This is a genomic window from Neoakkermansia glycaniphila (assembly GCF_900097105.1).
GTDB classification, from domain to species: domain Bacteria; phylum Verrucomicrobiota; class Verrucomicrobiia; order Verrucomicrobiales; family Akkermansiaceae; genus Akkermansia; species Akkermansia glycaniphila.
On sequence record NZ_LT629973.1, the window covers coordinates 2,006,774 to 2,032,158 of the forward strand.

General features: G+C 57.9%; 25 protein-coding genes. 18 read left to right on the forward strand and 7 right to left on the reverse strand.

The window, feature by feature from the left end:
• Positions 1-409: 409 nt before the first annotated feature.
• The 16 genes from PYTT_RS08370 to PYTT_RS08445 all read left to right on the forward strand — a co-directional run bounded on the left by PYTT_RS08370 (position 410) and on the right by PYTT_RS08445 (position 18,516).
• The gene (locus tag PYTT_RS08370) at positions 410-1,669 is read left to right on the forward strand and encodes a hypothetical protein (RefSeq protein WP_141675711.1); all 1,260 of its coding nucleotides are present in this window, start codon (positions 410-412) and stop codon (positions 1,667-1,669) included.
• 356 nt (positions 1,670-2,025) lie between these two features.
• Positions 2,026-2,541: an SEL1-like repeat protein gene (locus PYTT_RS08375; RefSeq protein ID WP_141675712.1), complete on the forward strand. Its 516-nt coding sequence runs from the start codon at positions 2,026-2,028 to the stop codon at positions 2,539-2,541.
• 266 nt (positions 2,542-2,807) lie between these two features.
• Entirely contained in the window at positions 2,808-3,842 is a 1,035-nt protein-coding gene (locus PYTT_RS08380) for an SEL1-like repeat protein (RefSeq protein WP_172801793.1), read from the forward strand.
• Between the two features lie 122 nt (positions 3,843-3,964).
• Positions 3,965-4,417 carry a hypothetical protein gene (locus tag PYTT_RS08385; RefSeq protein ID WP_067772886.1) on the forward strand — a complete coding sequence of 151 codons (453 nt, stop codon included), beginning with the start codon at positions 3,965-3,967 and terminating at the stop codon, positions 4,415-4,417.
• A 181-nt stretch (positions 4,418-4,598) separates the two neighbouring features.
• Complete coding sequence (locus tag PYTT_RS08390) at positions 4,599-4,871, forward strand: hypothetical protein (RefSeq protein ID WP_156850355.1); 273 nt, start codon at positions 4,599-4,601, stop codon at positions 4,869-4,871.
• 252 nt (positions 4,872-5,123) lie between these two features.
• Entirely contained in the window at positions 5,124-5,423 is a 300-nt protein-coding gene (locus tag PYTT_RS13405) for a hypothetical protein (protein WP_141675704.1), read from the forward strand.
• A gap of 427 nt (positions 5,424-5,850) precedes the next feature.
• Positions 5,851-7,386, forward strand: a complete 1,536-nt coding sequence (locus PYTT_RS08400) for a hypothetical protein (protein ID WP_067772877.1) — start codon at positions 5,851-5,853, stop codon at positions 7,384-7,386.
• A gap of 136 nt (positions 7,387-7,522) precedes the next feature.
• Positions 7,523-8,464, forward strand: a complete 942-nt coding sequence (locus PYTT_RS08405) for an ankyrin repeat domain-containing protein (protein ID WP_067772874.1) — start codon at positions 7,523-7,525, stop codon at positions 8,462-8,464.
• Between the two features lie 118 nt (positions 8,465-8,582).
• The gene (locus PYTT_RS08410; protein ID WP_156850356.1) at positions 8,583-9,044 is read left to right on the forward strand and encodes a hypothetical protein; all 462 of its coding nucleotides are present in this window, start codon (positions 8,583-8,585) and stop codon (positions 9,042-9,044) included.
• 307 nt (positions 9,045-9,351) lie between these two features.
• On the forward strand, positions 9,352-10,185 hold the full coding sequence (locus PYTT_RS08415; RefSeq protein WP_141675702.1) for a PEP-CTERM sorting domain-containing protein: 834 nt from the start codon (positions 9,352-9,354) through the stop codon (positions 10,183-10,185).
• A gap of 382 nt (positions 10,186-10,567) precedes the next feature.
• Positions 10,568-11,239: a PEP-CTERM sorting domain-containing protein gene (locus PYTT_RS08420; RefSeq protein ID WP_172801795.1), complete on the forward strand. Its 672-nt coding sequence runs from the start codon at positions 10,568-10,570 to the stop codon at positions 11,237-11,239.
• Positions 11,240-11,401: 162 nt separating this feature from the next.
• Positions 11,402-14,023, forward strand: coding sequence for a S9 family peptidase (locus tag PYTT_RS08425; RefSeq protein WP_071133402.1), 2,622 nt, complete (start codon positions 11,402-11,404; stop codon positions 14,021-14,023).
• A gap of 58 nt (positions 14,024-14,081) precedes the next feature.
• On the forward strand, positions 14,082-15,212 hold the full coding sequence (locus PYTT_RS08430) for an MFS transporter (RefSeq protein ID WP_067777940.1): 1,131 nt from the start codon (positions 14,082-14,084) through the stop codon (positions 15,210-15,212).
• A 102-nt stretch (positions 15,213-15,314) separates the two neighbouring features.
• Entirely contained in the window at positions 15,315-16,490 is a 1,176-nt protein-coding gene (locus PYTT_RS08435) for an MFS transporter (RefSeq protein WP_067777691.1), read from the forward strand.
• Positions 16,491-16,541: 51 nt separating this feature from the next.
• Positions 16,542-17,135, forward strand: coding sequence for a LemA family protein (locus PYTT_RS08440; protein WP_067777692.1), 594 nt, complete (start codon positions 16,542-16,544; stop codon positions 17,133-17,135).
• 31 nt (positions 17,136-17,166) lie between these two features.
• Positions 17,167-18,516 carry a LemA family protein gene (locus tag PYTT_RS08445; protein WP_172801796.1) on the forward strand — a complete coding sequence of 450 codons (1,350 nt, stop codon included), beginning with the start codon at positions 17,167-17,169 and terminating at the stop codon, positions 18,514-18,516.
• Positions 18,517-18,611: 95 nt separating this feature from the next.
• Here the strand turns inward: PYTT_RS08445 and PYTT_RS08450 are convergent, their stop codons facing one another.
• From PYTT_RS08450 to PYTT_RS08465, 4 genes are all read right to left on the reverse strand, one after another.
• The gene (locus PYTT_RS08450; protein ID WP_067777693.1) at positions 18,612-20,012 is read right to left on the reverse strand and encodes a hemolysin family protein; all 1,401 of its coding nucleotides are present in this window, start codon (positions 20,010-20,012) and stop codon (positions 18,612-18,614) included.
• A gap of 27 nt (positions 20,013-20,039) precedes the next feature.
• Positions 20,040-20,300 carry an FmdB family zinc ribbon protein gene (locus PYTT_RS08455; protein WP_067777694.1) on the reverse strand — a complete coding sequence of 87 codons (261 nt, stop codon included), beginning with the start codon at positions 20,298-20,300 and terminating at the stop codon, positions 20,040-20,042.
• A 64-nt stretch (positions 20,301-20,364) separates the two neighbouring features.
• A complete protein-coding gene (gene rpsN / locus PYTT_RS08460; protein ID WP_067777695.1) occupies positions 20,365-20,634 on the reverse strand; it encodes a 30S ribosomal protein S14 in 270 nt (89 codons plus the stop codon).
• A 98-nt stretch (positions 20,635-20,732) separates the two neighbouring features.
• A complete protein-coding gene (locus PYTT_RS08465; protein ID WP_067777696.1) occupies positions 20,733-21,785 on the reverse strand; it encodes a hypothetical protein in 1,053 nt (350 codons plus the stop codon).
• Positions 21,786-21,839: 54 nt separating this feature from the next.
• On the opposite strand from PYTT_RS08465, the gene PYTT_RS08470 reads away from it, so the two are divergent.
• Positions 21,840-22,739 carry an alpha/beta hydrolase gene (locus PYTT_RS08470; protein WP_067777697.1) on the forward strand — a complete coding sequence of 300 codons (900 nt, stop codon included), beginning with the start codon at positions 21,840-21,842 and terminating at the stop codon, positions 22,737-22,739.
• A gap of 64 nt (positions 22,740-22,803) precedes the next feature.
• Positions 22,804-23,196, forward strand: coding sequence for a hypothetical protein (locus PYTT_RS08475; RefSeq protein WP_067777698.1), 393 nt, complete (start codon positions 22,804-22,806; stop codon positions 23,194-23,196).
• A gap of 10 nt (positions 23,197-23,206) precedes the next feature.
• Here the strand turns inward: PYTT_RS08475 and PYTT_RS08480 are convergent, their stop codons facing one another.
• Genes PYTT_RS08480 through pyrF form a run of 3 tightly spaced genes read right to left on the reverse strand, consistent with a single transcriptional unit; the run spans position 23,207 to position 25,318 of the window.
• Entirely contained in the window at positions 23,207-23,683 is a 477-nt protein-coding gene (locus tag PYTT_RS08480; protein WP_067777699.1) for a dihydrofolate reductase, read from the reverse strand.
• A gap of 5 nt (positions 23,684-23,688) precedes the next feature.
• A complete protein-coding gene (locus PYTT_RS08485) occupies positions 23,689-24,504 on the reverse strand; it encodes a thymidylate synthase (protein ID WP_067777700.1) in 816 nt (271 codons plus the stop codon).
• A gap of 28 nt (positions 24,505-24,532) precedes the next feature.
• Positions 24,533-25,318 (reverse strand): orotidine-5'-phosphate decarboxylase, encoded by a 786-nt coding sequence (gene pyrF / locus PYTT_RS08490; protein WP_067777701.1) that lies wholly within the window; start codon positions 25,316-25,318, stop codon positions 24,533-24,535.
• Positions 25,319-25,385 lie beyond the last annotated feature (67 nt).

Sequence of the window (25,385 nt, forward strand, 5' to 3'; positions counted from 1 at the left end):
CGGTCCGGATGGCGCAGGTTCTGATGATCGATTCCGTGCTGGAGGGTGGTGAATGCGCCGGGCGGGTTGTTCGGCGGGCCCGATTCTCTGCTGGAGCCGCTGGATGCCTACGGCAGGCAGGATGAGGTGGTGGCTGCCGCTGGCCGCAGCTTGGTGCTTCAGTCTTTTTGTTTGTCTGAAGTCAGGTTGCGTGCTTATGCCGATTCTCGGGAGGGAGTGGGTGTGCCGATGTATTTCAAGCGGTCGCAACAGGTTTTCGGTCAGTATATGTTCGGGTTCATCTGCCGAGGATTGGCGAAGGGGGGGGAGCTGTATGGCCGGATAGTATGGGAGGCTGCTGCATCCATGCTTGCAATCGTCCTTCATTTCCGTCATAACAGGATTTGCCGCAACAAAGCACCCTCCTTTCATGAATCCAGCTCCCTTGATGATCCTGCCGGTTTTCGCCTCCGTTTGCATAGGTGGGTCAGAGCCGTATTTCTCCCGGAACGAAAGTTTGCAAGAAGTCGCGCCACAATCTGTTATGCCGGTTGATGATCGCTTGGAGCAGGTGTCCGATTGTTTCGGTGTTCAACAATTGTTCATTCCGGATATACGGCACTGGCTGACTTGCGAGATTGTGGAGATTCAACCGCAGAAGGACGACGCCCTGTTGATGACGTGCCGGTTTACGAATCATTCCAATCACGAGATCACGGTTCTTAACTATGACTCTATCGTTGAGATTGAAAACAAGGATCGACAGGTCGATAATCAGCCCGGGCATGGCCGACCGCTGAATATGATCGAACTGTTTCCTTGTTCGTTTTTTGGAAGCGATGCCATCTGGTACCGGAACAACCAATACTGCTGGATGGAAGAGCAGCCCGAATGGACGATCAAACCGTCAGTACCCCTGACGGTGACCATGACCTTGCGCAAGAACAATCCGGAAATCGATCCGGAGGCGGATGAATGGGAGGTTTCGCTTTACTCCAAAAGCGGCAAGGAAGAAACCGTCACCTATGTAGACTGGCCTCTTCTGGAAATGGGGAATGCCTATCCCGACGCGATGTATTTTCTTTTCTCCATTCCGCGAGTCCGGATCGAAACGGGGCAAAATGTCATTCCGTATCAAACAGGGATTTACGCCACGATTCCGCCGCCCTACAGGCGTCCGTTTCCCTATGAGGTTGAGGCGCATTACATGGAGCCGCCTCTGGTGTCATGGGAGAATGTCGACGTAGCATCTGAATATGACATTGGGGTCATTAAGAGTATTGATAGTGGCAGGCTGCCTTCCTTTCTCAATGCGCTTATCATGGTGAGCGACCGTACATCCGCCGATACGTGCACCTCAAACCTCCAGGTTGAGATGTCCATCTATATTGAAGCAGGGGATATTCACGCGGAGCTGGACAAGACGTTGACGGAATGCCAGCTGAGCCGTACAGCCACACAATACCTGCACTACCGCTGGAGCATCATGCAGCGGCAAATAGGGCAGGTTCTGGATGAGTTGGAGAAGGTGGACTACTACGGTTCGGACAAGCTGAAGGCCATGTCTCCGGTGATCAGGAAGGAATGCGCTTCTTTTCTTGCGACTCTGGAGAAATATTTGCACGCCAATGTGGATCAATCGGCTGGCTCTACGGTTTGTTGTCTACACGCGCCCCGGATTCTCCGGTGATATGATTGCGATGCCTGCGTTCTCTGCATGTGTCGTGTCCGTCGTTCCGACAGCGACGGACGGTGTGCCGGTTGAGCTTGATGCACGAGCATAATGGGTAGATGAAGGGGCTTCTGGAGGTCTGGCATGTGCCGCCGGGCGGAAATGTTTCGCGGTATGGGAAGCATTCGCGCTGTATGCATGGTTGGGGATTGCTGCAGGTTTGTTGATGTGCTAGGCTTGGCGTGCCGCCGCTGAGTGTGGCCGTCGCCATGGAATCGAAGAAGATAGCAGTTGTGTTGTTCGGCCTTTTGGCTGTTTCGCCTTGTTTGTGTGCCGAGCCTGCAAGCCCGGAGAAGCATCCGGATCAGGTGCAAATGAGTGAGTTGCTGAAGCGGCAAAGGCGGATTTGCCGCAGGGGGATTTTGCGCCCGGCCATTCCGGCGCCGCCGCAGGATGTGCTGCAGCGCGGGATCAAGGGCGATGCGGAGGCTGCTTACCAGCTGGGATGCTGGTTTTACGATTATCATATGTATGGAGAGGAGTGTGTGCAGGTGTCCAAGCGGTGGCTGGAGCTGGCCGCACGGGAGGGGATGGCGGAAGCCCAATGGCTGCTCGGAGAGTTATACAGGAGTTACTGGAATGATGATCGAGTAGCCGACGTATGGTTTCAAAGGGCTATCGCCGGGTTCGAGAAGCGAACGGATTCCGAGGCCTACAGGTTTCTTTATGCCATGTTTTATGAAGGTACGGGGACAAGGGTCGATAAAGAGAAGGCGAGAGAGTACGCGCTGAAGTATGTGAGGCGTTGCCGGCAGGAGAATGTGCAGCCTGTGTGGGTGGCGGTGGAGCCGGAGATACGGGAGTATGTGATGGAGCAGGAGGGGTTGTGATGTGTTGATGAAGAGGCCTCGGGGGCGCCTGTCCATGGCCGTGCGGGTGTGAGGCGGTGATGAAGGCGGACAGGGGGGCGGACAGGGGGGCGGACAGGGGGGCGGACGGTGTGGGAGAATGGCCTTTTTTGCCTTGTGTGGGTGTGGCGTTTCGTTTATAGTCGATTTGTTACCCCATTCCCTCCGATATGAGCTACTCCCAGTATGATCGCAGTTTCGTTGCGGTGCGAAGGCCGTATTTGTATGGCGCCTCCGCATTTGTTGCCATGTGTAAACGTACTTTTCAGGTATGGGGCGCCCTGTTCGGGCTATTGTTCGCGTTTGGCGTATCGTGGGCGGCAGATGATTCCTCTGTCGTTCGGTTCAGGTTGCCGGACAGTCTTGAGGATGCCTTGGAGTCGTTTTTGCCCGAAGCCGAAGAAGGTGATTCCGAGTTCCAATACCTTGTGGGACTGGCCTATTGTCGCGATTCGTCCATGCCTGGCCATCAGGCGAAGGCGTTCGCGTGGTTTCTCAAGTCCGCGCAGCAGAACCATGCTGAGGCGCAGTTGATGTTGGCTCTTTGTTATGAAGGAGGGATGGGAGTGGAGACGGATGTGCGGCAGGCGTTTTTCTGGTGTAAGAAGGCTGCCGATCAGGGGCTTGGCGTAGCTCTGAACCATCTTGGTTCGATGTATTTGCTCGGAGTAGGGACCGATGCCCGACCCGAAGAAGCCGTATCCTGCTTCAGGAAGGCGGCGGCGCAAGGCGACGTCGAGGCTTTGTCGATGCTCGGCGCATGTTATGTGGACGGAGTCGGCGTGGAGCAGGATACGGAGCGGGCGATTGCCTGCTTCACGGAAGCTCTGGAGAAGAGGGATCCGTTGGCGATGTTTTTCATGGGCTTGTGTTATGCCGATGGAAACGGAGTGCCCAAGGATTCCAGAGAGGCGTTTCACTTGTTTATGCAAGCGTCTCTTCACGATTTGCCATCGGCTCAATTTCATCTGGCCCAGTGCTATGAGAAGGGGGAAGGTACGGAGCGCGATATGGAGCAGGCCATCCGGTGGTATGCGAAAGCGGCCGAGCAAGACGATGAGGATGCTCTGTTCTGTCTGGCTTCCTGCTATTTGAAGGGTATTGGCGTGCCGCGCGATGCCCGCAAGGCCGAGGAACTTTTTCGGAGGGCCGACCAGCAGGGGCATGAGGAAGCGGAAGATTATTTGGAGGTTTGCGAGGATTTGCTCCGGCTGGAGGAGCGTAGGAGCGCGGCTGCGGGCAAGGGCTCGTCGCAGTCGGATGGGGAAGGGGGGCAGAAGTGAATAACTCTCCGGGGAAGAGTGGGCTGGATGCGCGGTTGTGCTCTGCCGGGATCGTCGGTCAGCGGTATGGCAGGAGCGTGTTTTTGCATCGAAGGGAGGCATTATGGATGAGATGTTTGTTCATGCTGATCGTTCTGCTGCTGCTTCCTGCATGTTCTTTGTGGCAGCATGCTTCCACGGTCCGGGAAGAGGGAGCGTGGGAGAAGGAGTTGAGAAGTACCCTCCGCAGCATGGAGCAAAACGGGGACGATAAGATACCCGTTTATTTTCTTGAGCGGGACGATTGTGAATACGGAGGGTATGACGGTAAGCCTAGGAGGGTAGGTACAATGACGGCAAGGGATCTGGAGGGTTTGCTTGCGCAGGAGCGTATTTCTTTACCGAGTGAAACCCAGGATTTTTGGTGCGCCATCAAGTTGGGGATTCCTCGTCAGTATCCGGCAATCGATCTTTCTTTTACCCCTTGTGAGAAATTGGGCTTTAAGATCGCTTATCAAGAAAAGTCGGTTTCTGTCAGGGACAGGCGGTTGCATGCCAAAATGAAGCGTATGCTCGGGAAGCGCGTGCAAGATTGATATGCTCCGCATGTCTTCCCGATAAGTACTGCGTTTTTCTGATGGAACGGTTGCATCATGATGATTTTGCCATATGTTGAAAAGAATAGTTTTGTCCAGCGTTGTTCTTGTTATCGTCGGGTTGATTATTTGTATTGTCGTTGTCAATTATCGCTATACTCATCCCGAATGGGCGTTTTCCATGACTGCGGCCGAATGTGCATGCCGAGGTGTGCTGGCCGGTAAGCAGCAATACTATGAAGTTGGTTCCGGGGTGACGGAGCTGGCTTTGGCGCGGGGTGTTTCGCCGGAGAAGGCGGAATATGTGCTTGCCGTGCGAGGTTATGAAGTGGTTCGGTTCAAGCCGGATAGGTTCCATGCCGTTTATGGGAGTCTGGAGCTGCGAAGAGTGGATCCGGGTGTGGTGAATTTCTATTTCTACCATCCGCGCTACCGTCCCAATTTCGGGGGCTGATGGGAGGGGCATGGCGGGGAGATGCGGCGAAAGGTCGGGGCTCGTGCGCAGGGTGGCCTGAGGCAATGGAAGATATGGTTTGACGAAGCGCGACTGCTGTATGCCTGGTGTGCCGATTCCTTGATTGTTGCCATGAAACGCTTATCTTTCAGAAATGTTCTCCTTGCGGTGATGATGTGTTTGTCCCTGGCGCAATGCATGAAGACGAATGTTCGGATGTATCTGTCAGGTTATCAAAATAAAGATGGAGATATGCAATACGGTGTCGAGGTGCATTATGTGCTCTGGATGCTTTTGAATTCGGAAGGCGGCGTTTGTGCGTCCGTGCCCCGGTCGTCTTATATCGACTTGCCGACGGGGTGGGCTCCGGGCAAGGAGGTGACAAGTTTTCGCCAATCATCTATTACAGGTAGTCTGTTTATTCCGGAAAGCAAGGACTGGGTGAAGCTTGATTTGCTGGACGATGGTGAGCCATACTGGAAGGGGAGGTTCCCCTTGAAGCAGGCCAAGAAGAGTTCCTTTGCCGTTTTCGAAAAGGTGGGTGAGGAGTGACTTGCTTGTCAGGCAAGTGCGGGCGGTATTGGCGGGGATGATCGTCCGGTTGTCCTGTTTTTGCGCCGCAGGGGAAGTGCCGGAACATTATGCGGCGTGTGGTTCCTGTGCATGCGCGAGGGGCGCTGATGGGATGTTTTTCGGGAGAGGGAGGAGGTATTTAAGCACCGAAATGGAGTGAGCCGTGGGTTTGTGCGTTTTCCGGCTTGACGGGATGGCGTGTTTATTTCTATGATGCGCGTGAGCGGTTCGTTCGCCTTGTTCGGAGTATTTTTGCTTCCGTGCGCAAGGCGGCCATGCCGATGCCCCTCTTCCTCCCTTCCCCTATGTTTTCCTGTTTTTCGATGCCTGTGTGGTGTTCCGTCTGCGCGTGCCTGGGCGCGGGCTGTGGCTGTTGGTCGTTTGTTGGCTCAACCCCGTTTTTTGCATGAAGAGTATGCTGAATGAACCGTTGCCTTTTTCTTTTATCCGGATGAAAACTACTCTATTCGCCACATGGACGGCGCTGTGTCTTGGAGGCGCCGCCCTCCCTGCGGCCGAAGAAATCAAGCCGATTGAAACAATCGAACTTCCCGAGTCTCTCGATGTTGCCTCGCTCATCAACGGATACACCCGGGCTACGCAATTTTGCGTCACTCCGAATGGAAAATATGTTCTCGGTGCGGGATACCATGCGGCACCCTTTTTTGTCGATATACCGCAGAAGAAAGTATCCGTCATCCCATCTCAGCGGCCAGATGATGGACAAATCCTGTACTTGGATAATCACTGTTTTCTCTTTGATGATATCAATGAGAAAAGATGGCTTGATTTTAAAGGTCGGCCAACAGCAATTAGGTCGTTTGATGGAGGGGCTAAGCAGTACAATCATGTCGATGGCGGATTCATGTTCGATCGCCTGCGTTCTAACTTGTGGGATGTGGAGCGTGAGATGCAACGGTTGGGCCTGTCGACAGATTACAATTTCACGGCGCTTGGTTATGTATGGCTGCAACCTGCAACAGATGGATGCATCTCCTTCTCTGTCGATAATGATCCCGTTCCGCTTGCGCTGATTACACCGGGTTTCCAATCGTCCTATCTGTTTCCGACGGACAGAGTGTTCGCGACAGATTTCTGCTGGGAACGGGATTCCCGGCGGCTCGCTCTGCTTTACCAGAAACTCCCGTTGCAAGCGGCGCCGATGACGGGGCCTTTCTTTCGACGCCTGCCGCAACCGACATCGGGCTATGCCGTATTCGATTATAAGGGTAAGCTCATCGACGATGTGCCCATCCATGTTGATCGAGCTTATAATCCAGTCGCTCTTAATCTCGACGGCGAGGATTCCGAGATCCCGCTGAGCATGTTTTATGCCTGCCTGCACAGGGACTACCTTTATTTTATCGACAAGGGGGGACTGTTCGTCCGGGATCTCGAGAACAAGGAGACACGCCTTTTATGTGCCGGCATCGGCGAGGCCTCCCTGCCGGACTTTCGTTTCGGATTTATGCAGCGCTTCAAAGTCATGCCGAACGGAGTTGTCGCCTTTGTGGCATTGACGTCCATTCCCGGCGGAGATCCGAGTAACGGACGGGATACGTACGTCGCGCTCATGAAAGACGGCAAGCTCTTGGCTTCAAAATCCTTACGCCCTGTGGACGATTGTCGTCTTTCCTTTGAAATAGCAAGTCCCGAATGGATGTCGCACCTGTATCAATCAGTTGATAATTACTTGATTGTCGGTTTGCATAATGCTGACTCCAAAATGAGCTACCACTTCATCGATACAGACAACCCCGAGCATATTTCAGATTCGCCGCTCATTCGTGAGACAAAACATACGCGCTTTCATCCGTCTCTGATTCGCGGTAAATTATATGGAATCACAGATTCATCCAATGAACATCCGGCATATATCGGAATCTATGCCTTGGAACCGGAGCGCCAAGCAAAGGATGGGGATGAGTTCGCAGAAGAGTGAGTGTGCGGGCAAAAATCCGTTTCCGTGGGCGAGGCCGAATAAAATAATTTGCTGTCTGATGATGAATAAATTATCCGTTTTCTGTGTTGTGCCGGTGCTTTTCTCGGCTGTTTTTCATGCCGGTTGTACATCCGGCATGAGCGAGGAGCAGGCGCGACAGGTGGTGCGGTGCAGCTACGAGACGATTCTGGATGACGGTTCGCCTCGTTTCGAGGTTGCCGTATCGCCTCCTCGGGAGGATCGGCGCAATCCGGAGAGTGTGGCGTTGAGCAGGACGAAGCTGAAGGCGATGCGGCAGTTGATGCGGAGCGGGGAGGCTGTAACGCTGCGCGATTTTTACGGCGAGACGGCGTTGCACAAGGCTGCCGCCGCAGGGGATGTGCCTGCCATGAGGGAGCTGCTGGAGGCAGGGCTGGATGTGAATGACCGTTCTTCGGCGGATGGGGCTACGCCTTTGCATCAGGCCTGCCGGTTGGAGCAGGTGGAGGCCGTTGCGGTTCTGCTTGCACGTGGTGCCGATCCAAATGTGGGCGATTCTGCCGGAGAGACGCCTTTGTTCGATCACTATTGTACTTCGCGGGAGATCATGTCCATGCTGTTAAAGGCTGGTGCCAATCCTAATCGGCCAAACAAGGAAGGGTTTTATGCGGTCGTGTTGAGCGATTTTCCGGATTTGCTTGTGCGGCATGGTGCCAATCCGAATTTGTTGGTGGCTTCGACCAATAATACGGTTTTCATGCAGCGGATGCTGAATTTCGGCGATGATCGCGATCCGGGCGTGCAGGCGATGCTGCAAGGCGGGGCGGATGTGAATTTGGCGGCGGACGACGGTTATACGCCGTTGATGATGGCTGCCGAGAACCGGTTGAGCGGGCTGGTGCGGGAGTTGATCGCCCGTGGGGCGGATGTGAAGGCTCGTGATCGGTTCGGGAAGTCGGCTTCGGATTATACGCGGCGCCATTCGTTGCATTACCGGGTTTTGTCAGATGGCGGCAATCCGCTGGCCGGTACGGTGCAGGATGATTCGGAGGAGTTGCGGGAGGTGAGGCGTGTGTTGCGGGAGTATGGGGGGAGATGATGAGGGCGGTTGCGTTGTCTGTGCCGTCGGTTCGGCGGGGTGAGGTGTATGTTTTTGTTTATTGACGAAGGGATATTGAATGATGTTGGAGTGTCTTGTTTTCTTTTCTGCAGCGATTGTGTTGCTGGTGGTGTGGGCGGTGGTTACCCGGCACCGCTGGGTGCGGGTGCGGGCGTTGCTGGCGGCGCTGGGCTGTTTGGTGCTGATGTGGAAGCCTTTGGTTTGCCTGTTTGCTCCGTGGTATTTTTTTGACTCTGCGGAGGAGAAGTCGCGGTATTACCATGAGGTGACGCGAATGTGGCACCATGTGCCGTGGTTGGATATAAGAGATGTGTATGATGATATTCGGCGAATGAGTCCGCAGGAGCTGGTCGATTATTTGGGGGAACCCAGCAATACGGATCGGCGCGATGAGATTTGCATGTGGTTGAATGGTGCGCAGCTGGGGACCGTGAGGTCTTTGTTGAATAGTGGAGAAAATTTGATCGGGTGTTATTGTGTGTTTGCCAAGCCCGGCGACGAGGATGGCCGTGGCAATGAGTTGCAAATCAATTTTTTCGATCTTGATGCCTATTATTGATTTTGTTGTGAGATCGGTGTTTGGCTGTTGACTCAATCATGGAATAACCGGATAAACAATCCGCATGACAAGCCGAAAATGCATAACCATGTTTATTTATTGGAGGTGGTGTATGGAAACCAACTCCAATAATCTATAAAGGCTCACATGATTCCACTTTCGCCACCTACGCATCAATTATTCTTATATTATTGACAATGAATATAAGAATAAATTGACTGAAGTGAAGTACGTGGCGACGGATTGTTTATCTGGTAAACTTCTTGTGTTGTTTTCTATGCAACACAGGTTTTAATTGATTGAATAGATGAAGACTTCTTCCTTATTATCCGGGTTTGTGGCAGTGGCGGCTCTGTCGCTGGGAGCGCAGGCTTCCGCCGCTTATGATTACAATGGATATTGGGTCTATGTGTGGACCAATACGTCGGGCGGCGCTTTCGGTACTGCTTCCAATTGGGGAGCGGTGAAGAATACGACTCAAGGTTCCCTTGCATCCGTGACCGGTTCTCCTGCCGCGGCGGATGTGGCCTATATCGGCTATACATATTCCTATTCCAACGGCGTACAGACGTTTTCGCAGCTTTCGACACATCCGTCGATCACGGTGACGGCCGGAGGCTCGCCGAAGACTCTGTTCCTCGGGGATAATGTGACGTATCAGGCTCCCGCATGGCCGGATAGTACCCGCATGGTGTATATGGGCGAGAATGCTTTGTACACCGGTACGAGCCAGGGCTTCAGGTCGGGCAACACGTATACGTTCGATTTCGGTTCGATGACAGGTACCTCCCGGATTTCCATGAGAGATGTGTGGGTGCAGGCTTGTACGATGAAGTTCCAGGGGGATGTGACGATGACAGGCGATACGTTTTCCTATACGCTGTTCGCTGCGACGAATTTGGCCCAGAATGCGGGTACGTGGGTTGCTTCCGATGTGTCTGTGACGGACAGGTTCGGCAAGGATCTCGCCTATGCCGGATACGTGACGGATGCCACGCAGATCGGCCGAGGCCAATACGGGCTCGTTCTGGATGGCGGCAGTGTGAAGCTGCAGGCCAACGGTACGATTCCCGAGCCTGCTACGGCGACTTTGAGCCTTTTCGGCCTGTCTGCACTGATGATGCGCCGCCGCCGCAAGTGAGGTTGCCGGGGGATATTTTCCGTTTTATCGGCCTTTCTACATGGGTAGAAAGGCCTTTTTTGTGGCGGGATATATATGCGAGGCAGGTATGACAGTAAAGTATGGAGTGTGAGGGGAAAATGAGGTGTGGTGTGTTTTTTTTGTTTTACAAAATTCATAATTTCAATCGATCGTGACGATTTTTTCTTGACGTGAAGGGTTGGCGGGTTATACTTAATGCGCTAAATTTATATTATATATGTTGAAACGCTCTCTTCTTTTAATCGGTTTTCTGTTGGGTAGCTATACCCATGCCGCGTCTTTGTTTGTCTGGGATGAGACGCCGGGGCACGGGGGTACTTCGGGCAATTTTTCACAGGCCTGTTGGTATTTCAATAGCGATGTGAGTACGGCAACCAGCGTGGCTTATACGGGAACCAATACGCCCGGCGCACAGGCATATTGCTATATCGGCTATACGTTCAGCTATCAGGATAACAGGCAGGTTTATACCCAGACGAATACGGCTATTACCGTGACGGCTGCCGGTGCGTATAAGTATCTGTGGCTGGGCAATAATGTGACGTTTTCCATGGCGACATGGCCAACCGGCGGGCAGACTGTTTATCTCGGTACCCATTCCATTATCAGGGGCAGTTCCAACGGTTTCAGCAGCAATAGTACATACAATTACGATTTCGGTTCCTTTTCCGGAGATGCGAAGCTTTCCATGGGATCTTTCTGGATGCAGTCGGGAGCAAGGGTCAATTTTACGGGCAATTTGGCAATGACGGCGGATTCGTTTACCTATACTCTGTTTTCCGCTACGAATCTGGCCCAAAATTCAGGCGTGTGGAATGCGTCGGGCGTGTCGGTGACGGATATGCACGGTAAGTCCCTGGACTACGCAGGGTATTTTACGGATGCCACGCAGATTGACCGGGGCCAATACGGGCTCGTTCTGGATGGCGGCAGTGTGAAGCTGCTGGCCAACGGTACGATTCCCGAGCCTGCTACGGCGACTTTGAGCCTTTTCGGCCTGTCTGCACTGATGATGCGCCGCCGCCGCAAATGAGGTGTGTGTTTCCTTTTTTCAGGGCTCTTCCGCGCTGGCGGAAGAGCTTTTTTTGTGGCAGTTGTGCTTTTTGGACGGGTTCGGTGCAAGGTTTGCCGGTGCGCTTTCGTATTTCTTGGCTGTAAGATGAAGGCTTTCCGTTGTTTTTTAGCGTTGTTGCCGATGAGCGGCTGGGTGTTGGGAGATGTGCCGGAGGATGATGAGGCGAAGGGGGAGGGTGCCGCTGCGGCGTGTGGGGAGTACCGGGGTGTGGAGAAGAAGCAGGTGTCGCGTTGGTGCGTGCCTTCCGGGCAGGTGTCGCGGGTGCTTCCGCTGCCCGATCCGATGTTTTCGGAGGTGGATAGCGTGAAGGGGAAGGCGTATGATGCTGCAGCGCGGTTGTCCGTGCCGTTGGGGGATGTGGCCAAGCTGCCGTGGACGGGCCGGGTGACCGCCGGTGAGGATGGCTGGATGCGTGCCGAGCCGTGCGTTTCCCCGTTTTGGCCGACGGTGCGGGTGTTCCGTTTTTTTGTGGAGCCTTCCGCTTTTGTGGAGGGGAAGCTGGAGGTGGCTTGTCCGCAGGTTTGCCGGGTGTATGTGGATGGGAAGCAGGTGGCGGAGAAACTGGAGAGGCAGTCCGCAGGGGTAAAGGCTGGGACGATGTGTCCGAAGGTGGCATGGGAGCGGCGAAGGTACGAGGTGGTGGTGAAGGTGCTTTCGATGCCGTGGGATTGGACTGCACCCAGCGTGAAGGCGGATTTCGTGTCCGTAAAGTCGAAGCAGGCGGTGAATGTGGCGTTTCCGGATGGGTACGGCCGGGCTCCGGTGACGATCGAGGCGTTGAATGAGGCGCCGCGCGTGGCGTGGTGTTCCGTGTCCCCGAACGGGGAGTATGTGCTTTCCCGGGTGGAGAGGCTGTTGCCGGATGGCAAGTCGCAGGCTTCGTTCGAGGTGCGCCGGGTGGCGGATGATGCCGTGGTGATGGTGGCGGACGATGCCCGCCGCTACCGGTGGATGCCCCGCGGGGCGAGGCTGATGTTTACGGCGATGCAGGGGGAGAATGAGTGCGCCCTGAAGGCATACGATGTGGAGAAGCGGGCTGAGGAGGTGCTGGTGGAGGGGGTGCCGTTCAAGGATGTGTCGTATGCGTGGGCACCGGATGAGTCGTTTCTGGTGGCGACGGTGACGGAGCGTTTCGAGGAGAAGGGGAAGGAGAAGGATTTCAAGAGGTTTGTGAATATGGCGGACCGAGATCCGAAGTGGCGCGACAGGTCGTTCCTGTATCTGGTGGATCGTGATTCGGGGCGGATGCGCCGCCTGACGGCAGGGGTGGGGAATGCGGAGCTGTGCGATATTTCTCCGGACGGTTCGAAGGTGCTTTTTGCGGTGTCACGCGTGGATTATTCGAAGCGGAGGTATGAGGTGTACGATTTGTGGGTGATGGATCCGCGGTCGATGGCTTGCGAGGCTTTGCTGAGGGATGTGCCTTTTTCGGTGTCGTCGGCATCGTGGTCGCCGGATGGCAGGAAGCTGCTGGTTGTGAGCGATGCCGATGCGTTCGGCGGGGTGGGGCTCGATTTGCCGGAGGGGTATGTGGCGAATGGGTTCGACAGGCAGGCGTTTTTGTTTGATGTGGAGTCTCGCCAGGCGGAGCCGATTACGCGCAAGTTCGCCCCGAGTGTGGTTTCCGCCGTGTGGGGCGGGGACGGGCGTGTGTATCTGGGGGTGGTCGAGGGGGATGTGAATGCGGTGTATGCGTATGATCCTGTTTCTGTTTCGTTTTCCCGGGTGGCGGTGCCGGATGTGTCTGCCGGGGTGTTTTCGGTTTCTCGCTGCCGGGAGGGGTTCCGCCCCGTGATGGCGGCGCTGGGGCAGTCGATGCTGAGTCCTTCGCGGCTGTATGTGGGCGATGTGTCGTCCGGGCAGTTCCGCTGCGTGTCGGATCCGGCGGCGGCGCATATGGCGAAGTGGGAGCTGCCGAAGGTGGAGAAGTGGGAGTTTACGAATTCGGAGGGGAGCAGGATCGATGGGTTTTATGTGTTGCCCGCGCGTATGGAGGAGGGGCGGAAGTATCCGATGATTACGTATTTCTACGGAGGGACGAATCCTTCGAAGCAGGTGTTCAATGCCCATTATCCGGCTTTGCTGTATGCGGCGCAGGGGTATGTGGTGTATGTGCCGCAGCCGAGCGGTGCGGTCGGGTACGGGCAGGCGTTTTCCGCTCTGCATGTGAACGGCTGGGGGAAGCGGAATGCGCAGGATATCATCGAGGGGGTGAAGAGGTTCTGCGAGGAGCATGCGTTTGTAGATGCGGCGCATGTGGGCTGTATCGGCGCGTCGTACGGCGGGTATATGTCGATGTTTTTGCAGTCGCAGACGGATTTGTTCGCGGCGGCGGTGTCGCATGCGGGGATCAGCGATCTTTCCGGGTATTGGGGCGGCGGTTTGTGGGGCTATGCGTATAATGCGGATGCGGCGGCGGGTTCGATGCCGTGGTCGGAGAATGGGCTGTTCGTGGAGCAGAGCCCGCTGTATGCGGCGGAGAAGATGAATACTCCGCTTCTGCTGGTGCATGGGGATGCAGACCGGAATGTGCCGGTAAATGAGTCGATGAAGATGTTTACGGCGTTGAAGCTGCTGGGGAAGCCTGTGGAGCTGGTGACGTTCAAGGGAGAGGATCATTTCATTCTGGATTACAAGCGGAGGAAGCAGTGGATCAAGTCGCATCTGGCTTGGTTCGACAGGTGGCTGAAGGAGGATGCGGATTGGTGGAATGCGCTGTATCCGGAGAAGGATTCATGGTGATGCCTCGCCATGCTTGACTTCCGCGGGTGCGGTGCTACAATCCGCGCCCCTGCGAGGTATGTTGCCGTTTTCCCGTTCGATTGCGTGTTTGCTGGCGGGGCTGCTGTTGATGACGGTGGCCTTGGCGGTGATGAATACGATGGTGCCGCTTTGGCTGTCCGGGGCCGGGGTGGCGACGTCGACTGCGGGTTATGTGGGTGCGCTGTTTTTCTGCGGTACGTTGGCGGGTACGGTGTCCGCCGGGCGGTTGATCCGGTTGTTCGGGTTCAACGGGTGCTATCAGGCGGCTTGTATGCTGTGCGCGTTTTCGTCGGCAGGGCTTCTGCTGGGACTGGACGGTTGTTCGTGGGGCGCGTTGCGGTTTTTGTCCGGAGTGTCGAGCGCGTGGATCTGGGTGGTGGTGGAGAGTGCGCTGCTGCGCGCGGGGTCTGTGAAGTCGCGCGGTTCACTGCTGGCGGCTTATATGATGGTTTATTATGTGGGTACGGTGCTGGGGCAGCTTGCGCTCGGCGTGCTGGATGACGAGATGGCGGTGATGGTGCCCGGTGTTTGCGTGCTGTGTGTGGCGGGGATGGTTCCTCTGTTTGTCGCCCGGATGCCGGAAGCGGAGGATGCTGAGGCCGGAGTCCGTGTGGCACTGGGGCCTTTGCTGCGCCGCCGCAGTGCGATGCTGGGCGTGGCGGGGTGTGCCATTTCCGGCGTGGTGCTTGGGACGCTGTATACGCTGATGCCCGTTTTTCTGGCACATAAGGGGATGTCCGTGCCGGATGTCGGGTTTTGGATGGCTTTGCTGATCGGTGCCGGGGTGGCAGGGCAGTGGCCACTTGGCCGATTGGCGGACGGTTACGGGCGCGGTTTGGTGCTGCGCGGGCTTTCCGTGATGATTGCCGCTGCCTGTATGGGGCTGCTGGGGGGAGATTGGCTGCTGGCTCCTTCGTTCGTGGTGCTGGGGGCGGCCGGGTTTTCCCTGTATCCGATTGCAATGGCGTGGGGCTGTTCCGATGCGGCCCGAGATGAGCTGGTGGTGATGAATCAGCTTCTTTTGTTGAGTTTTTCCGTGGGGAGTCTGGCGGGGCCTGCGGTGACTTCGTCGCTGATGCAGTGTTTTTCGAATGACTGGATGCCGCTGGCTCTGGCTTTGGCGGCTTGTCTGTATCTGCCTGTGCTGCAGGTGCGCAGGAGTAAGTAGGGAGGCTGCTGATGCGATCGGTTCGGGGCGGCTTGATGCCATGCTGCGCCTTTTCTCGCGCTTGACAGTGCAGGCGTGCCGCTGTATTGTCGCGCGCACGTGATGAATGGTGTGTTACCGCGTTCGACTCAGGGCGTTTACCGGTTGTCGGCAAGTGCATTTTATTTTCTGCAGGGGCTGGTGTTCGCTACTTGGGCGAGCCGGATTCCGGATGTGAAGGCTTCGATGGAGCTGGATGATGCGGCTCTTGGTACGGTGCTGCTGGCGATTCCGGTGGGGCAGATGTCCGCGATGGCTTTGTCCGGGTTTCTGGTGGCGCGGTTCGGCAGTCGGCGGATGCTTTTGTGTGCGGCTGTGTCGTATTCTGTTTCGCTGGTGTCTTTGGCTTTGGTTTCGACGGTCTGGTGGCTGGGGGCGGTGCTGTTTTTCTTCGGCGTGGCGGCGAATTTGATGAATATTTCGGTGAATACGCAGGGAGTGGGCGTGGAGAGGCTGTATGGCAGGAGTATTATGGCGCGGTTTCACGGGTTGTGGAGTTTGGCCGGGTTTGCGGGCGGGCTGGCGAGTATGTGGATGGCGGCGGAGGGTGTGGCGCCGCTGGAGCATTTCTGCCTGATTTCCGGAGTGGGGCTGCTGATGGTGCTGGCTTTTTATCCTTTTCTGCTGCCTCGCGATGCGCGGCTTCCTGTCGTGGCCCGGAGCGGGGGCGGGGTGTTCCGCAGGATGGATGCGTATGTGGGGCTGCTGGGGGTGTTCGCCTTCGGTAGTATGGTGAGCGAGGGGACGATGTTCGATTGGAGTGGGGTGTTTTTTCAGGATGTGGTGCAGCCGGGGCCGGAGCTGGTGCGGCTGGGGTATGTGGCTTTTATGTGTACGATGGCGGCGGGGCGTTTTCTGGCGGATGGGCTGGTGACTCGGCTGGGGGCGATCCGCGTGCTGCGGGGGAGCGGTGTGCTGATCGGTGCGGGGCTGCTGCTGGCGGTGCTGTTTCCGAATGTGTGGATGGCGACGCTGGGGTTCCTGCTGGTGGGGTTCGGCACGTCGTCGGTGGTGCCGATTTGTTACAGTATGGCGGGGTTGTCCCGCAAGCTGGCTCCGAGCGTGGCTCTGGCGGCGGTGTCCACAGTGGGGTTTCTCGGGTTTCTGCTGGGGCCGCCGATGATCGGGTATGTGTCTCAGGCGTTGAATTTGCGGTGGTCGTTCGCTCTGATTGCGGTGGTGGGGTTCGGTACGTCGCTGGCGGCTCCGTTGCTGCGCCGGGTGTCGGTGAAACGATGATGCCGTTCGCTTGTTCTTGACAGTGTGTGCCGGGGCGTTTATGGTGGAGGCATGGATAGTTATGCTGTTTATGTCGTGATCGGCGTGTTGGTGCTGGCGCTTTTTTGGGCGATCGGTTCGTATAATGCGCTGGTGTCTCTCCGCAACGAGGTGCGGTCTTCTTTTGCGAATATCGATGTGAAGCTGCAACGCCGCTACGATTTGATTCCCAATCTTGTGGCGACGGCAAAGCGTTATATGCAGCACGAGCGCGAGACGCTGGAGGCGGTGACGGCTGCCCGCAATACGGCGGCTCAGGCGGCGAAGGCGGCGGCGGCCGATCCGGCGAATGCCGAGGCGATGCGTTCGCTGGTGCAGGCGGAAGGTTCTTTGGGGGCGACGCTGGGCAGGCTGTTTGCGGTGTCGGAGGCGTATCCGGATTTGAAGGCGGACGGGCAGATGGTGCAGTTGATGGCGGAGCTGTCTTCGACGGAGGACGGTATCGCGCTTTCCCGGCAGGCTTACAATGATGTGGTGATGCGTTTCAACGTGAAGCAGGAGACGTTCCCTTCGTCGCTGATTGCGGGGATGTTCGGTTTTACGCGTGCGGATTTGTTCCGCGTGGAGAATGAAGCTGCCCGCCAGGCTCCGAAGGTGGAGTTCTGAGTGGGGCGTCTGCCGGAGAAAGGAGGGTGTGATGTTGTCTGATTCCGCTTTGCTGGCGTGGGACGCCGTGTGGCGCAATGCAGGTTTTGCGTTGTCGGCGGCGGAGTCGGCCGATACTCTGTTTGTGGTGCTCGGGGTGCTGCTCTGGGTGGGGCTGCCTGTGGCGGGTGTGTGGTTCGGCGTGAAGGCGATGCGTCTGCGTCGGCTGGTGCGGGAGTTGCCTACATGCAAGGCGAAGGGTGTGTTCGTGGGGCAGGTGGAGATGAAGGGCGATGCGGTGTCGGAGGCTCCTCTGGCTTCGTTTCTTGCGGAGGCTCCCTGCGTGTGGTACGAGTATTCGGTGGAGGAGCACTGGCGGCGTGTGCGGGTGGAGACGTATACGGATAGCAAGGGGAATGTGCGTACGCGTACGCGGGTGGATACGGGCTGGGAGACGGTGGCTTCCGATAAGGCGTGGCAGTCTTTCTTTTTGCAGGACGATACGGGGGCGGTGCTGGTGCATCCCGCTGGAGCGGAGGTGGAGCCGGTGCAGGTTTTTTCCCGCCAATGTTCGATGGGCGATCCTTTGTATTACGGCAAGGGGCCGAGCGGTTCCGTGAGCGGTTCGACGCATGAGCGAAGGTTTACGGAGCGGGCGATTCCGGAGGGGCAGAGGCTGTATTTGCTGGGGACGGCGCGGGAGCGGAAGGATTGTGCGGCGGCGGAGGTGGCGAAGGCGGGTTTTGCCGAGGATGTGTTTTTGATTTCGTGCCGGTCGGAGGATGAGATCGCGAGGTCTTCCGGCTGGAAGTCATGGCTGTATCCGGTCGGCGGGGGCTGCGCGCTGCTGCTGGGTACGATTCTGCTGGCGGATGGGGTGCCGCCCGGTGCGTTGAAGGCTTTGCTGGTGCAGCTTGCCGCGTATTTCATGCTGGTGTGGCTGTGTGCGGCGGGCTGGACGATGTATGCGGGGATGGTGCGGATGCGGAACAGGGTGCAGGCGGCATGGGCGATGATTGAGGTGCAGCTGCAGCGCAGGCATTCTCTGGTGCCGGATCTGGTGCGGGTGGTGGAAGGGTATGCGGCGTATGAGAGGCAGTTGCAGGAGGATGTGGCGCTGCTGCGTGCGGGGCAGGCCGGGGCCGCCGCATTCCGGATGCGGGCGGAGGCTTTCCCGGAGCTGAAGGCGGATGCGGTGTTTGCGGAGTTGTCGGGCCGATTGGTGGATGCCGAGGATCGCGTGGCTTTGGCTCGCGAGTATTTCAATACGCTGGCAGGGCATTTCAACGCGGCGGTGAGCCGGTTTCCGGATGTGCTGTTTGCCCGCGTGTGCGGGATGAAGGCCGCGGCTTTGTGGCGGCCGGACGATGCCGGAGCGGTGGCGAGGCCTCCGCAGGTGTGAGAGCTGCGTGCAGAGGGGTGGAGTGCCGCCCGAAATGAAAGAACCCCGTTTCATGTTCGAAACGGGGTTGTTTGTTTGAGGTTTTCTGTGGATGGTCAGCCGGCTTTTGCTGCGGCCGGGTCGCGAACGAGGCGTACCTGGGTGACGCGGCGTCCGTCCGTTCCGGTGACGCTGGCGGTGAAGTCGGCGATGCGGAGTTCTTCGCCTTCTTCGGGCAGGTGGTCGAGTTCGTTGGTGATGTAGCCGCTGAGGGTGGAGATGCCGGGGCAGTCCAGATCAAGCTCGGGGAGGTATTCTTCGAGGTCGTAGAGGGACATGGCGCCGTCGGCAATGTAGGTGTTTTTGTCCACCTGGACGAATTCGCGGTTTTCGTCGTGGTCGAATTCGTCCTGAATGTCGTCGCCGACGATTTGTTCGAGGATGTCATCAAGGAAGACGACGCCGACTGCATCGCCGTATTCATCGACGACGAGGGCGAAGTGGACGTGTTCGGTGAGGAAGAAGGTGAGGAGGGTGTCGAGTTTCATGGAGTCCGGCACGACTTTGAGTTCGCGGCAGACGCTCATGAGGTCGGGGTGTTCCTGTCCGACGAGTTTGAGGAGGTCTTTGACGTGGACCCAGCCCTTGACGTCGTCGAGGTGGCCGTTGACGAGGGGGAAGCGGGTGTGGCGCGAGGTGCGGACGAGGTTCCAGTTGGTTTCGAAACTGTCGTTGATGTCGAGGACGTCGATGCTGCTGCGCGGCGTGAGGATGTCCTTAACGGACATGTCGTTGAGTTCGAGGGCGTTTTGCGAGATTTCGGCCTCTGTTTCCGTGACGGCCTGGGAGCGTTCGCTTTCGTCGATCAGGTGAGCGATTTCATCCGCGCTGTGGGGGTTGGCGGCAGCCTGCGAGGGGTCGATGCCGAAGGCTTTGCGGAGGATGAAGTTCGCGGTGTGGTTGAAGAGGTTGATGATGAAGCCGAAGATTTTCGCAAAGCGCCGGAGCCACGGTGCAGTGGCGAGGGCTGTGGAAAGGGGGTGGCGAATGGCCAGCGATTTAGGTACGAGTTCACCGAGGACGACATGCGCGAAGGTGAAGAGGCTGTATGCCAGGAAGAGGGAGATGCCCTGAACGAGCGCTTCGCTGTTGCAACCCATTTTGATGAGGGTTGGTGCGACGAGGCTGGCGACGAGGGGTTCGCCGAGGAAGCCGAGGGCGAGGGAGGCGAGGGTGATGCCTACCTGGTTGGCGGAGAGGTAGGTGTCGAGGTGCCGGGCGATGGTGCGGGCATCGCCTTTGCGGCGGCGCGTGCTGGTCGAGTCGGTGTCCTGGTCGATGAGCTGGCTTTCTCGGGTGCGTACCGCGGAGAATTCGTTCGCCACGAAGAAGGCGTTGAGCAGGAGGAAGAAGATGATGCCTGCGAGAATGAGCAGGATTTCTCCCAAGCCGGGATAGTCATTGGATGCGGCCCCGAGGGTCGCAAGAATACTGAGAGGATCGATGTCGTCGTGCATGATGTGAGGAGAGGTGGCAAGTTGGGGTTAAAGTTTTTCGTAGACGCCGGTGTCGCGCTTTTCGAGCACGGTGAAGCCCGCTTTCTTGGCGTCCGTGACGGAAAGCGGTTTGGTTATTTCCGGGATGTTGACGCGGCTGATGACTTTGCGGACCGGGTGTTTGCACATGAGGCATTTTTCCAGCGGTTCGCGGTCGATGGGCCGGCGAAGTTCAAAGACCTTGCGGCACACGGGGCAGGATTGCTCCGGGTCTTCGGGGTGTTCGGATATGTATTCGTAGATGGGCATAATAAAGCGTGAGGTATGCAGTATACCCCACGCCTTTAAAACTTGTAAAGGTGTATTCGGTGCATTACCAGCTCGACTTGGTGACGCCGGGAATCATTCCGGAGCTCGCCAATTCGCGGAAGGAGATACGCGAGAGGTTGAAGCGACGGATGAAACCATGGCGGCGACCTGTCAAGGCGCAGCGGTTTACCAAACGGACGGGGGAAGCGTTGCGGGGAAGCATGCTCAGGCCGACGTAGTCGCCTTCGGCTTTCAGTTGTGCGCGCAGCTCGGCATAACGGGCAACGACTGCTTCTTTCTTTTTGTTTCTTTCGATCCAGCTTTTCTTAGCCATAACTGTGTGGGCGAGATGTTTACTCTATATGGAGGTTATTGTCAAGCGGAATTTTGCAATTCCGGGTTTTAAGGTGTTTTATTCGGCGGAAGTGGGCGTTATTTGCCTTCTTCCGGTTTTTGTTTGAGGGGGACGGGCCTGAAGGGGGCGGGTTGCACTCCCTTGGAGTTTTTCGGGTTCATGGCCCGGATGGTGTCGTCCGAGACGGTGAAGGTGTAGTTGCCGCTGACGGTGGGGTCGCCGTCGCCGACGATGTATTCGAAGCAGCGACCGGGGTTGTTGCCTTCTGTTTCGGGCATGATGAAGAGGCCGATGGCGAGGGGGGGCGTTTTGGCTCCTTCCGCGGGTTTGGCGATGTCCCGGATGGTGTAGCTGATGGTGTTGTTGCCGCGGCGGAGGCCGCCGGAGACGATTTCCGCCAGGCGGACGTCTTCAAAGTTGTGGTGGGAGATGCCGTTGATGGTCATGTCTACGACGCGGCCGGGGGCATCGACGAAGACTTTGGCGATGTATTGCGGCGCGGGGCATGGCGGCGGTGTGGCGGGGAGTTTTTCGTAGGGGTGGAAGCCGTCCTGTTCCTTGAGGACGGCGATGTCTTTTTTCCGGAGGCGTTCGGCGACCTGCGGGAGGTGCGAGAGGTTGAAGAAGCGCAGCTGGTCGTATTTCCATTTGCCGTTTTCGTGGACGAAGAGGAGGACGAGGGCCGTGTTGGCGGGTTTGCCGCCGATGCCGAGGTCGGCTTTGCCGATGTAGGTGCAGGCGAGGGTGTAGCCGTTGGCTCCGGTGAGGGCGCCGACGTAGCGGAGGCTGACGAGGGCGGGGGGAGTGGCTTCCTGCGCGAAGAGGGAGCGGGGGAATTCGCGTTTCTGGGAGACGATCATGTTCCTGACCTTGACTTGGCGGGATTGCGCGGTGGCGCTTTGCCAGGCGGCGAGGTTGCTGCTGATCATGCTTTGCCGCCAGGTGTTGTAGACGGTTTCGGCGATGTCGCGTGCCTGTTCCTGGTTGGGTACGGCGATCCATGTGGGGACGGAGTTCTGCCGCAGGGTGGGAGTCTGTGGGGTGGGGGCCTGCGCGAGCGCGGCTCCGCCTCCGAGGAGGGGGAGGGTGCACGCGAGGAGCCGTCGCAAGGTGAGGGTGCGGTTCTTCATATCCTGCGTAGAACTTACATGAGGCTTGCGCTCATGGCAAGAAAATAGCAGGATATGTCCGTTATTTTCATGTCTCTTTCGTCGCAAAGCGCCAGTGTGCGTTCCGAGTCCGCCTACGGCAGGTTGCTGGCTGAGGTGCCGCGGTTTACGTGGCGCGTGTTCGGCGATGGGGTGGAGCTGGAGATGTATGCTTTTTTCCCTCCGAACCATTCGAGGGAGGATGCAGTGCCGTCGATGGTGTTTTTCCACGGCGGGATGTGGCGGGTGGATAGTATGGCGGAGTTCGTGCCGTGGGCTACGGTGCTGGCGCGGCGCGGGGTGGCGTGTTTTCTTCCGGTGTTCCGGACGCGGGCGCGGTTTGAGGTGTCGGCTCTGGATGTGCTGGATGATGCGGAGGAGGCATGGCTGTGGGTGCGGGAGAATGCGGCGGAGCTGGGGCTGGATCCCCATGCGGTGTCGGTGGCGGGCTGCGATGCCGGTGCGCTGATGGCTTTGCATGTGGCGATGCCTCCGGTGGCGAGGAAGCGGCGTTGGCTGGTGTTCCGTTCAAAGGAGCCTTTGCCGCCGATGCCTGCTTCGGTGGCGATTTTCCGCGGGGTGGTGGATTTGAATGCGCCGGAGGCGGCGCGGTTGCAGATCGACCGTGAGATGACGGCTGCCTATGGGCTGAATCCTGTGGATTTGCTGCGGCCCTGTCTGCCGCCGCTGTTTTCGGCGCACGGGATGCAGGATTCGCTGATGGATTGCCATTTGAGCGAGTGGTTCGCTGCGGAGTGGAAGGGGTGCGGGAATGCGGCGATGCATGTGTCGTGCCCGCTCGGGGATCATGCGTTTTTGCATTTCAATGTGAATCCGCAGGTGTTCGAGCAGGTGATGGCGAGCTGGGATGCCTTTCTGGTGTCGAACGGGGTGTGGCCGGAGGCTGATGATCCGGCGGGGCTGCTGTTGCTGTGAGCCCTGTGTTTTTTTCGTTCTTGGGTGTTGACTTGGCCCAGGGGTGTGTTATGTTATGAGAACTATGTTGATTGCCGTTGTTTTAGGGTATTTGGTCGCCACGATGTTTTTGATCGCTGGGGTGAGCCGGGCCGTGCAGGTGTGCATGGATCTGCGCCCGGGTATCGATTTCAGCGAGATGATGAATTTGCTGCTGGAACCCGCCTTTATGGTGGGGGTGTCCGTGGTGATGCTTCTGCTGATTCAGATTGCGACGTTTCTGGAGCGCCTGATGTATTCCCAGCTGCGCGAGGAGAAGAGGAGGACGATGGAGAGCAGGAAGGGTGAGGAGCAGGCGGCTGTTCCTGCCGTGCAGGCTGTAGCTCCGGCTCCCGTGCAGGAGAGTCCGGTTGTTTCGCCGACTGCTGCCGCTGCGCCCGTTGAGGAGGCGAAGGCTGGAGATTCCCAGGTTTCCTGAGGGGGAGAGGTCAGGCCCGTTTGTATTGCCACAGCTCGAAGCCGTCTCCGACGGTTTCGAGTTTTTTGTCGGGGTATTCCTGTTCGAAGGGGGGGAACCATGTGTCCGCTTCGTGGGTGCCGGGGATGCGGGATACCCAGAGTTTGTCCATGAGGGGGAGCATGAGTTCGAAGATTTTCGAGCCGCCGATGACCATGATTTCCGGGTCGATGAGGGGGAGGGCGTCTAGTTCGGCAAGGTTGCGGATGACGGTGACGCCTTCGGGTCGGAAGGCGGGGTCGCGGGAGAGGACGATGTTTTGGCGGTTGGGGAGGGGTTTGCCGATGCTGTCGTAGGTGAGGCGGCCCATGAGGACGGGATGTCCGGTGGTGAGCCTTTTGAAGGTTTTGAGGTCTTCCGGCAGGTGCCAGGGGAGGTCTCCCTTGTAGCCGATGGCGCGGTTTTCGTCCATGGCGACGACGGCTGTGTATTGGCGGGGCTGGTTCATGCGGTTCAGACGGAGATGGGCGCCGGGATGCCCGGCGCAGGGTTGTAGTGTTCGAGGGTGAAGTCTTCGTAGCGGAAGGCGTCGAGTTCGGTGATGGCGGGGTTCAACCGCATGGTGGGGAGAGGGCCGGGGGTGCGGGTGAGCTGGAGGCGGGCCTGGTCGAGGTGGTTGCGGTAGAGGTGGAGGTCGCCGAAGGTGTGGATGAATTCGCGGGCTTCGTAGCCGCAGACCTGTGCGACCATCATGAGGAGGAGGGCGTAGGATGCGATGTTGAAGGGGACGCCGAGGAAGAGGTCCGCACTGCGCTGGTAGAGCTGGAGGGCGAGGCCGTGGCGTTCGCCTTCGTTCGCGGCGGGGATGACGCAGAACTGGAAGAGTGTGTGGCAGGGGGGGAGCGCCATTTGGTCGACGACGGCGACGTTCCACGCGCTGACGATGTGGCGGCGCGACCATGGGTTGTTACGGAGGCCGTCGATGAGGCGAGCGATCTGGTCGATGCTTTCGCCGCCGGGCGTTTGCCAGTTGCGCCATTGGGCGCCGTAGACGGGGCCGAGTTCTCCGTGTTCATCCGCCCATTCGTCCCAGATGGTGACTCCGTTTTCTTTGAGGTAGCGGATGTTGGTGTCGCCTTTGATGAACCAGAGGAGTTCGTGGATGATGGAGCGGAGGTGGAGTTTTTTGGTGGTGAGGCAGGGGAAGCCCTGCCGGAGGTCGTAGCGGGCCTGCCGGCCGAAGACTCCGATGGTGCCGGTGCCGGTGCGGTCTTCGCGGCCTGTGCCGTTGTCGAGGACGTCGCGAAGGAGGTCGAGGTATTGCTGCATGGCGGTGCGGGTGGGTTCGCTGCCGGGGTCAGGAGCCGGGGCGGAGGGCGGCGCGGATTTGCGCGGCGTATTGTTCGGCCTTTTGGGCGTAGGTGAGTTCCGGGTTCTGGTAGAGGATGCCGCGGGAGACGTTGATGACGGGCGGGGCGGTGCGGTTGCTTCCGGCGAGGGCGGAGAGGTCGCCGCCTTGCGCGCCGAGGCCGGGGATGAGGAGGGGGGCGTCGGGGAGGTCGTCCAGTACGCTGCCGCCCGCATTGGTGAGGCCGACGACCATGCCGAGGTGGGTGGCGCGGTTTTCGCGGCGGGAGCGTTCGATCATGTCGCCGACGAGCTGGTAGACGCGGCGGCCGTCCGCGAGGGGCTGGCGTTCGATGTCTTCGGAGCCGGGGTTGGAGGTGACGGCGAGGAGGTAGATGCCTTTGCCGGGATGGTCGAGGAAGGGTTCAAGGGTGTCGTAGCCCATGAAGGGGTTGAGGGTGACGGCGTCGACGTTCATGCGTTCGAAGTAGGATTTGGCGTAGTATTTCTGGGTTTCGCCGATGTCGCCGCGTTTGGCGTCGAGGATGATGGGGATGTCGCGCGGCATGTCCGCGACGAGTTTTTCAAGGAGGATGAGACCGGGGATGCCCATGGCTTCGAAGTAGGCGATGTTGGGCTTGTAGGCGGCGGTGTAGGGGGCTGTTTCTTCGACGACGCGGCGGAGCCATGTGCCCATTTCTTCGATGTTGTCGTTCTGCGGGCGGGGGTCGAGGCCGACGCAGAGGGCGGAGCCTGTTTTTTCGATGCGTTGGCGCAGTTTGTCGGAGAAGTTCATGTCCCGGCGAGTGTAGCATTACGGGGGCGTGTTGGCAAGTTTTTGGAGGTGCGGGGTATAATAGTTC

Bases quoted from the DNA above. Each gene is read 5' to 3' on its own strand.
- PYTT_RS08370 (WP_141675711.1), top strand. From the start codon at position 410: ATGAATCCAGCTCCCTTGATGATCCTGCCGGTTTTCGCCTCCGTTTGC.
- PYTT_RS08375 (WP_141675712.1), top strand. From the start codon at position 2,026: ATGAGTGAGTTGCTGAAGCGGCAAAGGCGGATTTGCCGCAGGGGGATT.
- PYTT_RS08380 (WP_172801793.1), top strand. From the start codon at position 2,808: ATGTGTAAACGTACTTTTCAGGTATGGGGCGCCCTGTTCGGGCTATTG.
- PYTT_RS08385 (WP_067772886.1), top strand. From the start codon at position 3,965: ATGCTGATCGTTCTGCTGCTGCTTCCTGCATGTTCTTTGTGGCAGCAT.
- PYTT_RS08390 (WP_156850355.1), top strand. From the start codon at position 4,599: ATGACTGCGGCCGAATGTGCATGCCGAGGTGTGCTGGCCGGTAAGCAG.
- PYTT_RS13405 (WP_141675704.1), top strand. From the start codon at position 5,124: ATGCAATACGGTGTCGAGGTGCATTATGTGCTCTGGATGCTTTTGAAT.
- PYTT_RS08400 (WP_067772877.1), top strand. From the start codon at position 5,851: ATGAAGAGTATGCTGAATGAACCGTTGCCTTTTTCTTTTATCCGGATG.
- PYTT_RS08405 (WP_067772874.1), top strand. From the start codon at position 7,523: ATGAGCGAGGAGCAGGCGCGACAGGTGGTGCGGTGCAGCTACGAGACG.
- PYTT_RS08415 (WP_141675702.1), top strand. From the start codon at position 9,352: ATGAAGACTTCTTCCTTATTATCCGGGTTTGTGGCAGTGGCGGCTCTG.
- PYTT_RS08425 (WP_071133402.1), top strand. From the start codon at position 11,402: ATGAGCGGCTGGGTGTTGGGAGATGTGCCGGAGGATGATGAGGCGAAG.
- PYTT_RS08430 (WP_067777940.1), top strand. From the start codon at position 14,082: ATGTTGCCGTTTTCCCGTTCGATTGCGTGTTTGCTGGCGGGGCTGCTG.
- PYTT_RS08435 (WP_067777691.1), top strand. From the start codon at position 15,315: ATGAATGGTGTGTTACCGCGTTCGACTCAGGGCGTTTACCGGTTGTCG.
- PYTT_RS08440 (WP_067777692.1), top strand. From the start codon at position 16,542: ATGGATAGTTATGCTGTTTATGTCGTGATCGGCGTGTTGGTGCTGGCG.
- PYTT_RS08445 (WP_172801796.1), top strand. From the start codon at position 17,167: ATGTTGTCTGATTCCGCTTTGCTGGCGTGGGACGCCGTGTGGCGCAAT.
- PYTT_RS08450 (WP_067777693.1), bottom strand. From the start codon at position 20,012: ATGCACGACGACATCGATCCTCTCAGTATTCTTGCGACCCTCGGGGCC.
- PYTT_RS08455 (WP_067777694.1), bottom strand. From the start codon at position 20,300: ATGCCCATCTACGAATACATATCCGAACACCCCGAAGACCCGGAGCAA.
- rpsN (WP_067777695.1), bottom strand. From the start codon at position 20,634: ATGGCTAAGAAAAGCTGGATCGAAAGAAACAAAAAGAAAGAAGCAGTC.
- PYTT_RS08465 (WP_067777696.1), bottom strand. From the start codon at position 21,785: ATGAAGAACCGCACCCTCACCTTGCGACGGCTCCTCGCGTGCACCCTC.
- PYTT_RS08470 (WP_067777697.1), top strand. From the start codon at position 21,840: ATGTCCGTTATTTTCATGTCTCTTTCGTCGCAAAGCGCCAGTGTGCGT.
- PYTT_RS08475 (WP_067777698.1), top strand. From the start codon at position 22,804: ATGTTGATTGCCGTTGTTTTAGGGTATTTGGTCGCCACGATGTTTTTG.
- PYTT_RS08480 (WP_067777699.1), bottom strand. From the start codon at position 23,683: ATGAACCAGCCCCGCCAATACACAGCCGTCGTCGCCATGGACGAAAAC.
- PYTT_RS08485 (WP_067777700.1), bottom strand. From the start codon at position 24,504: ATGCAGCAATACCTCGACCTCCTTCGCGACGTCCTCGACAACGGCACA.
- pyrF (WP_067777701.1), bottom strand. From the start codon at position 25,318: ATGAACTTCTCCGACAAACTGCGCCAACGCATCGAAAAAACAGGCTCC.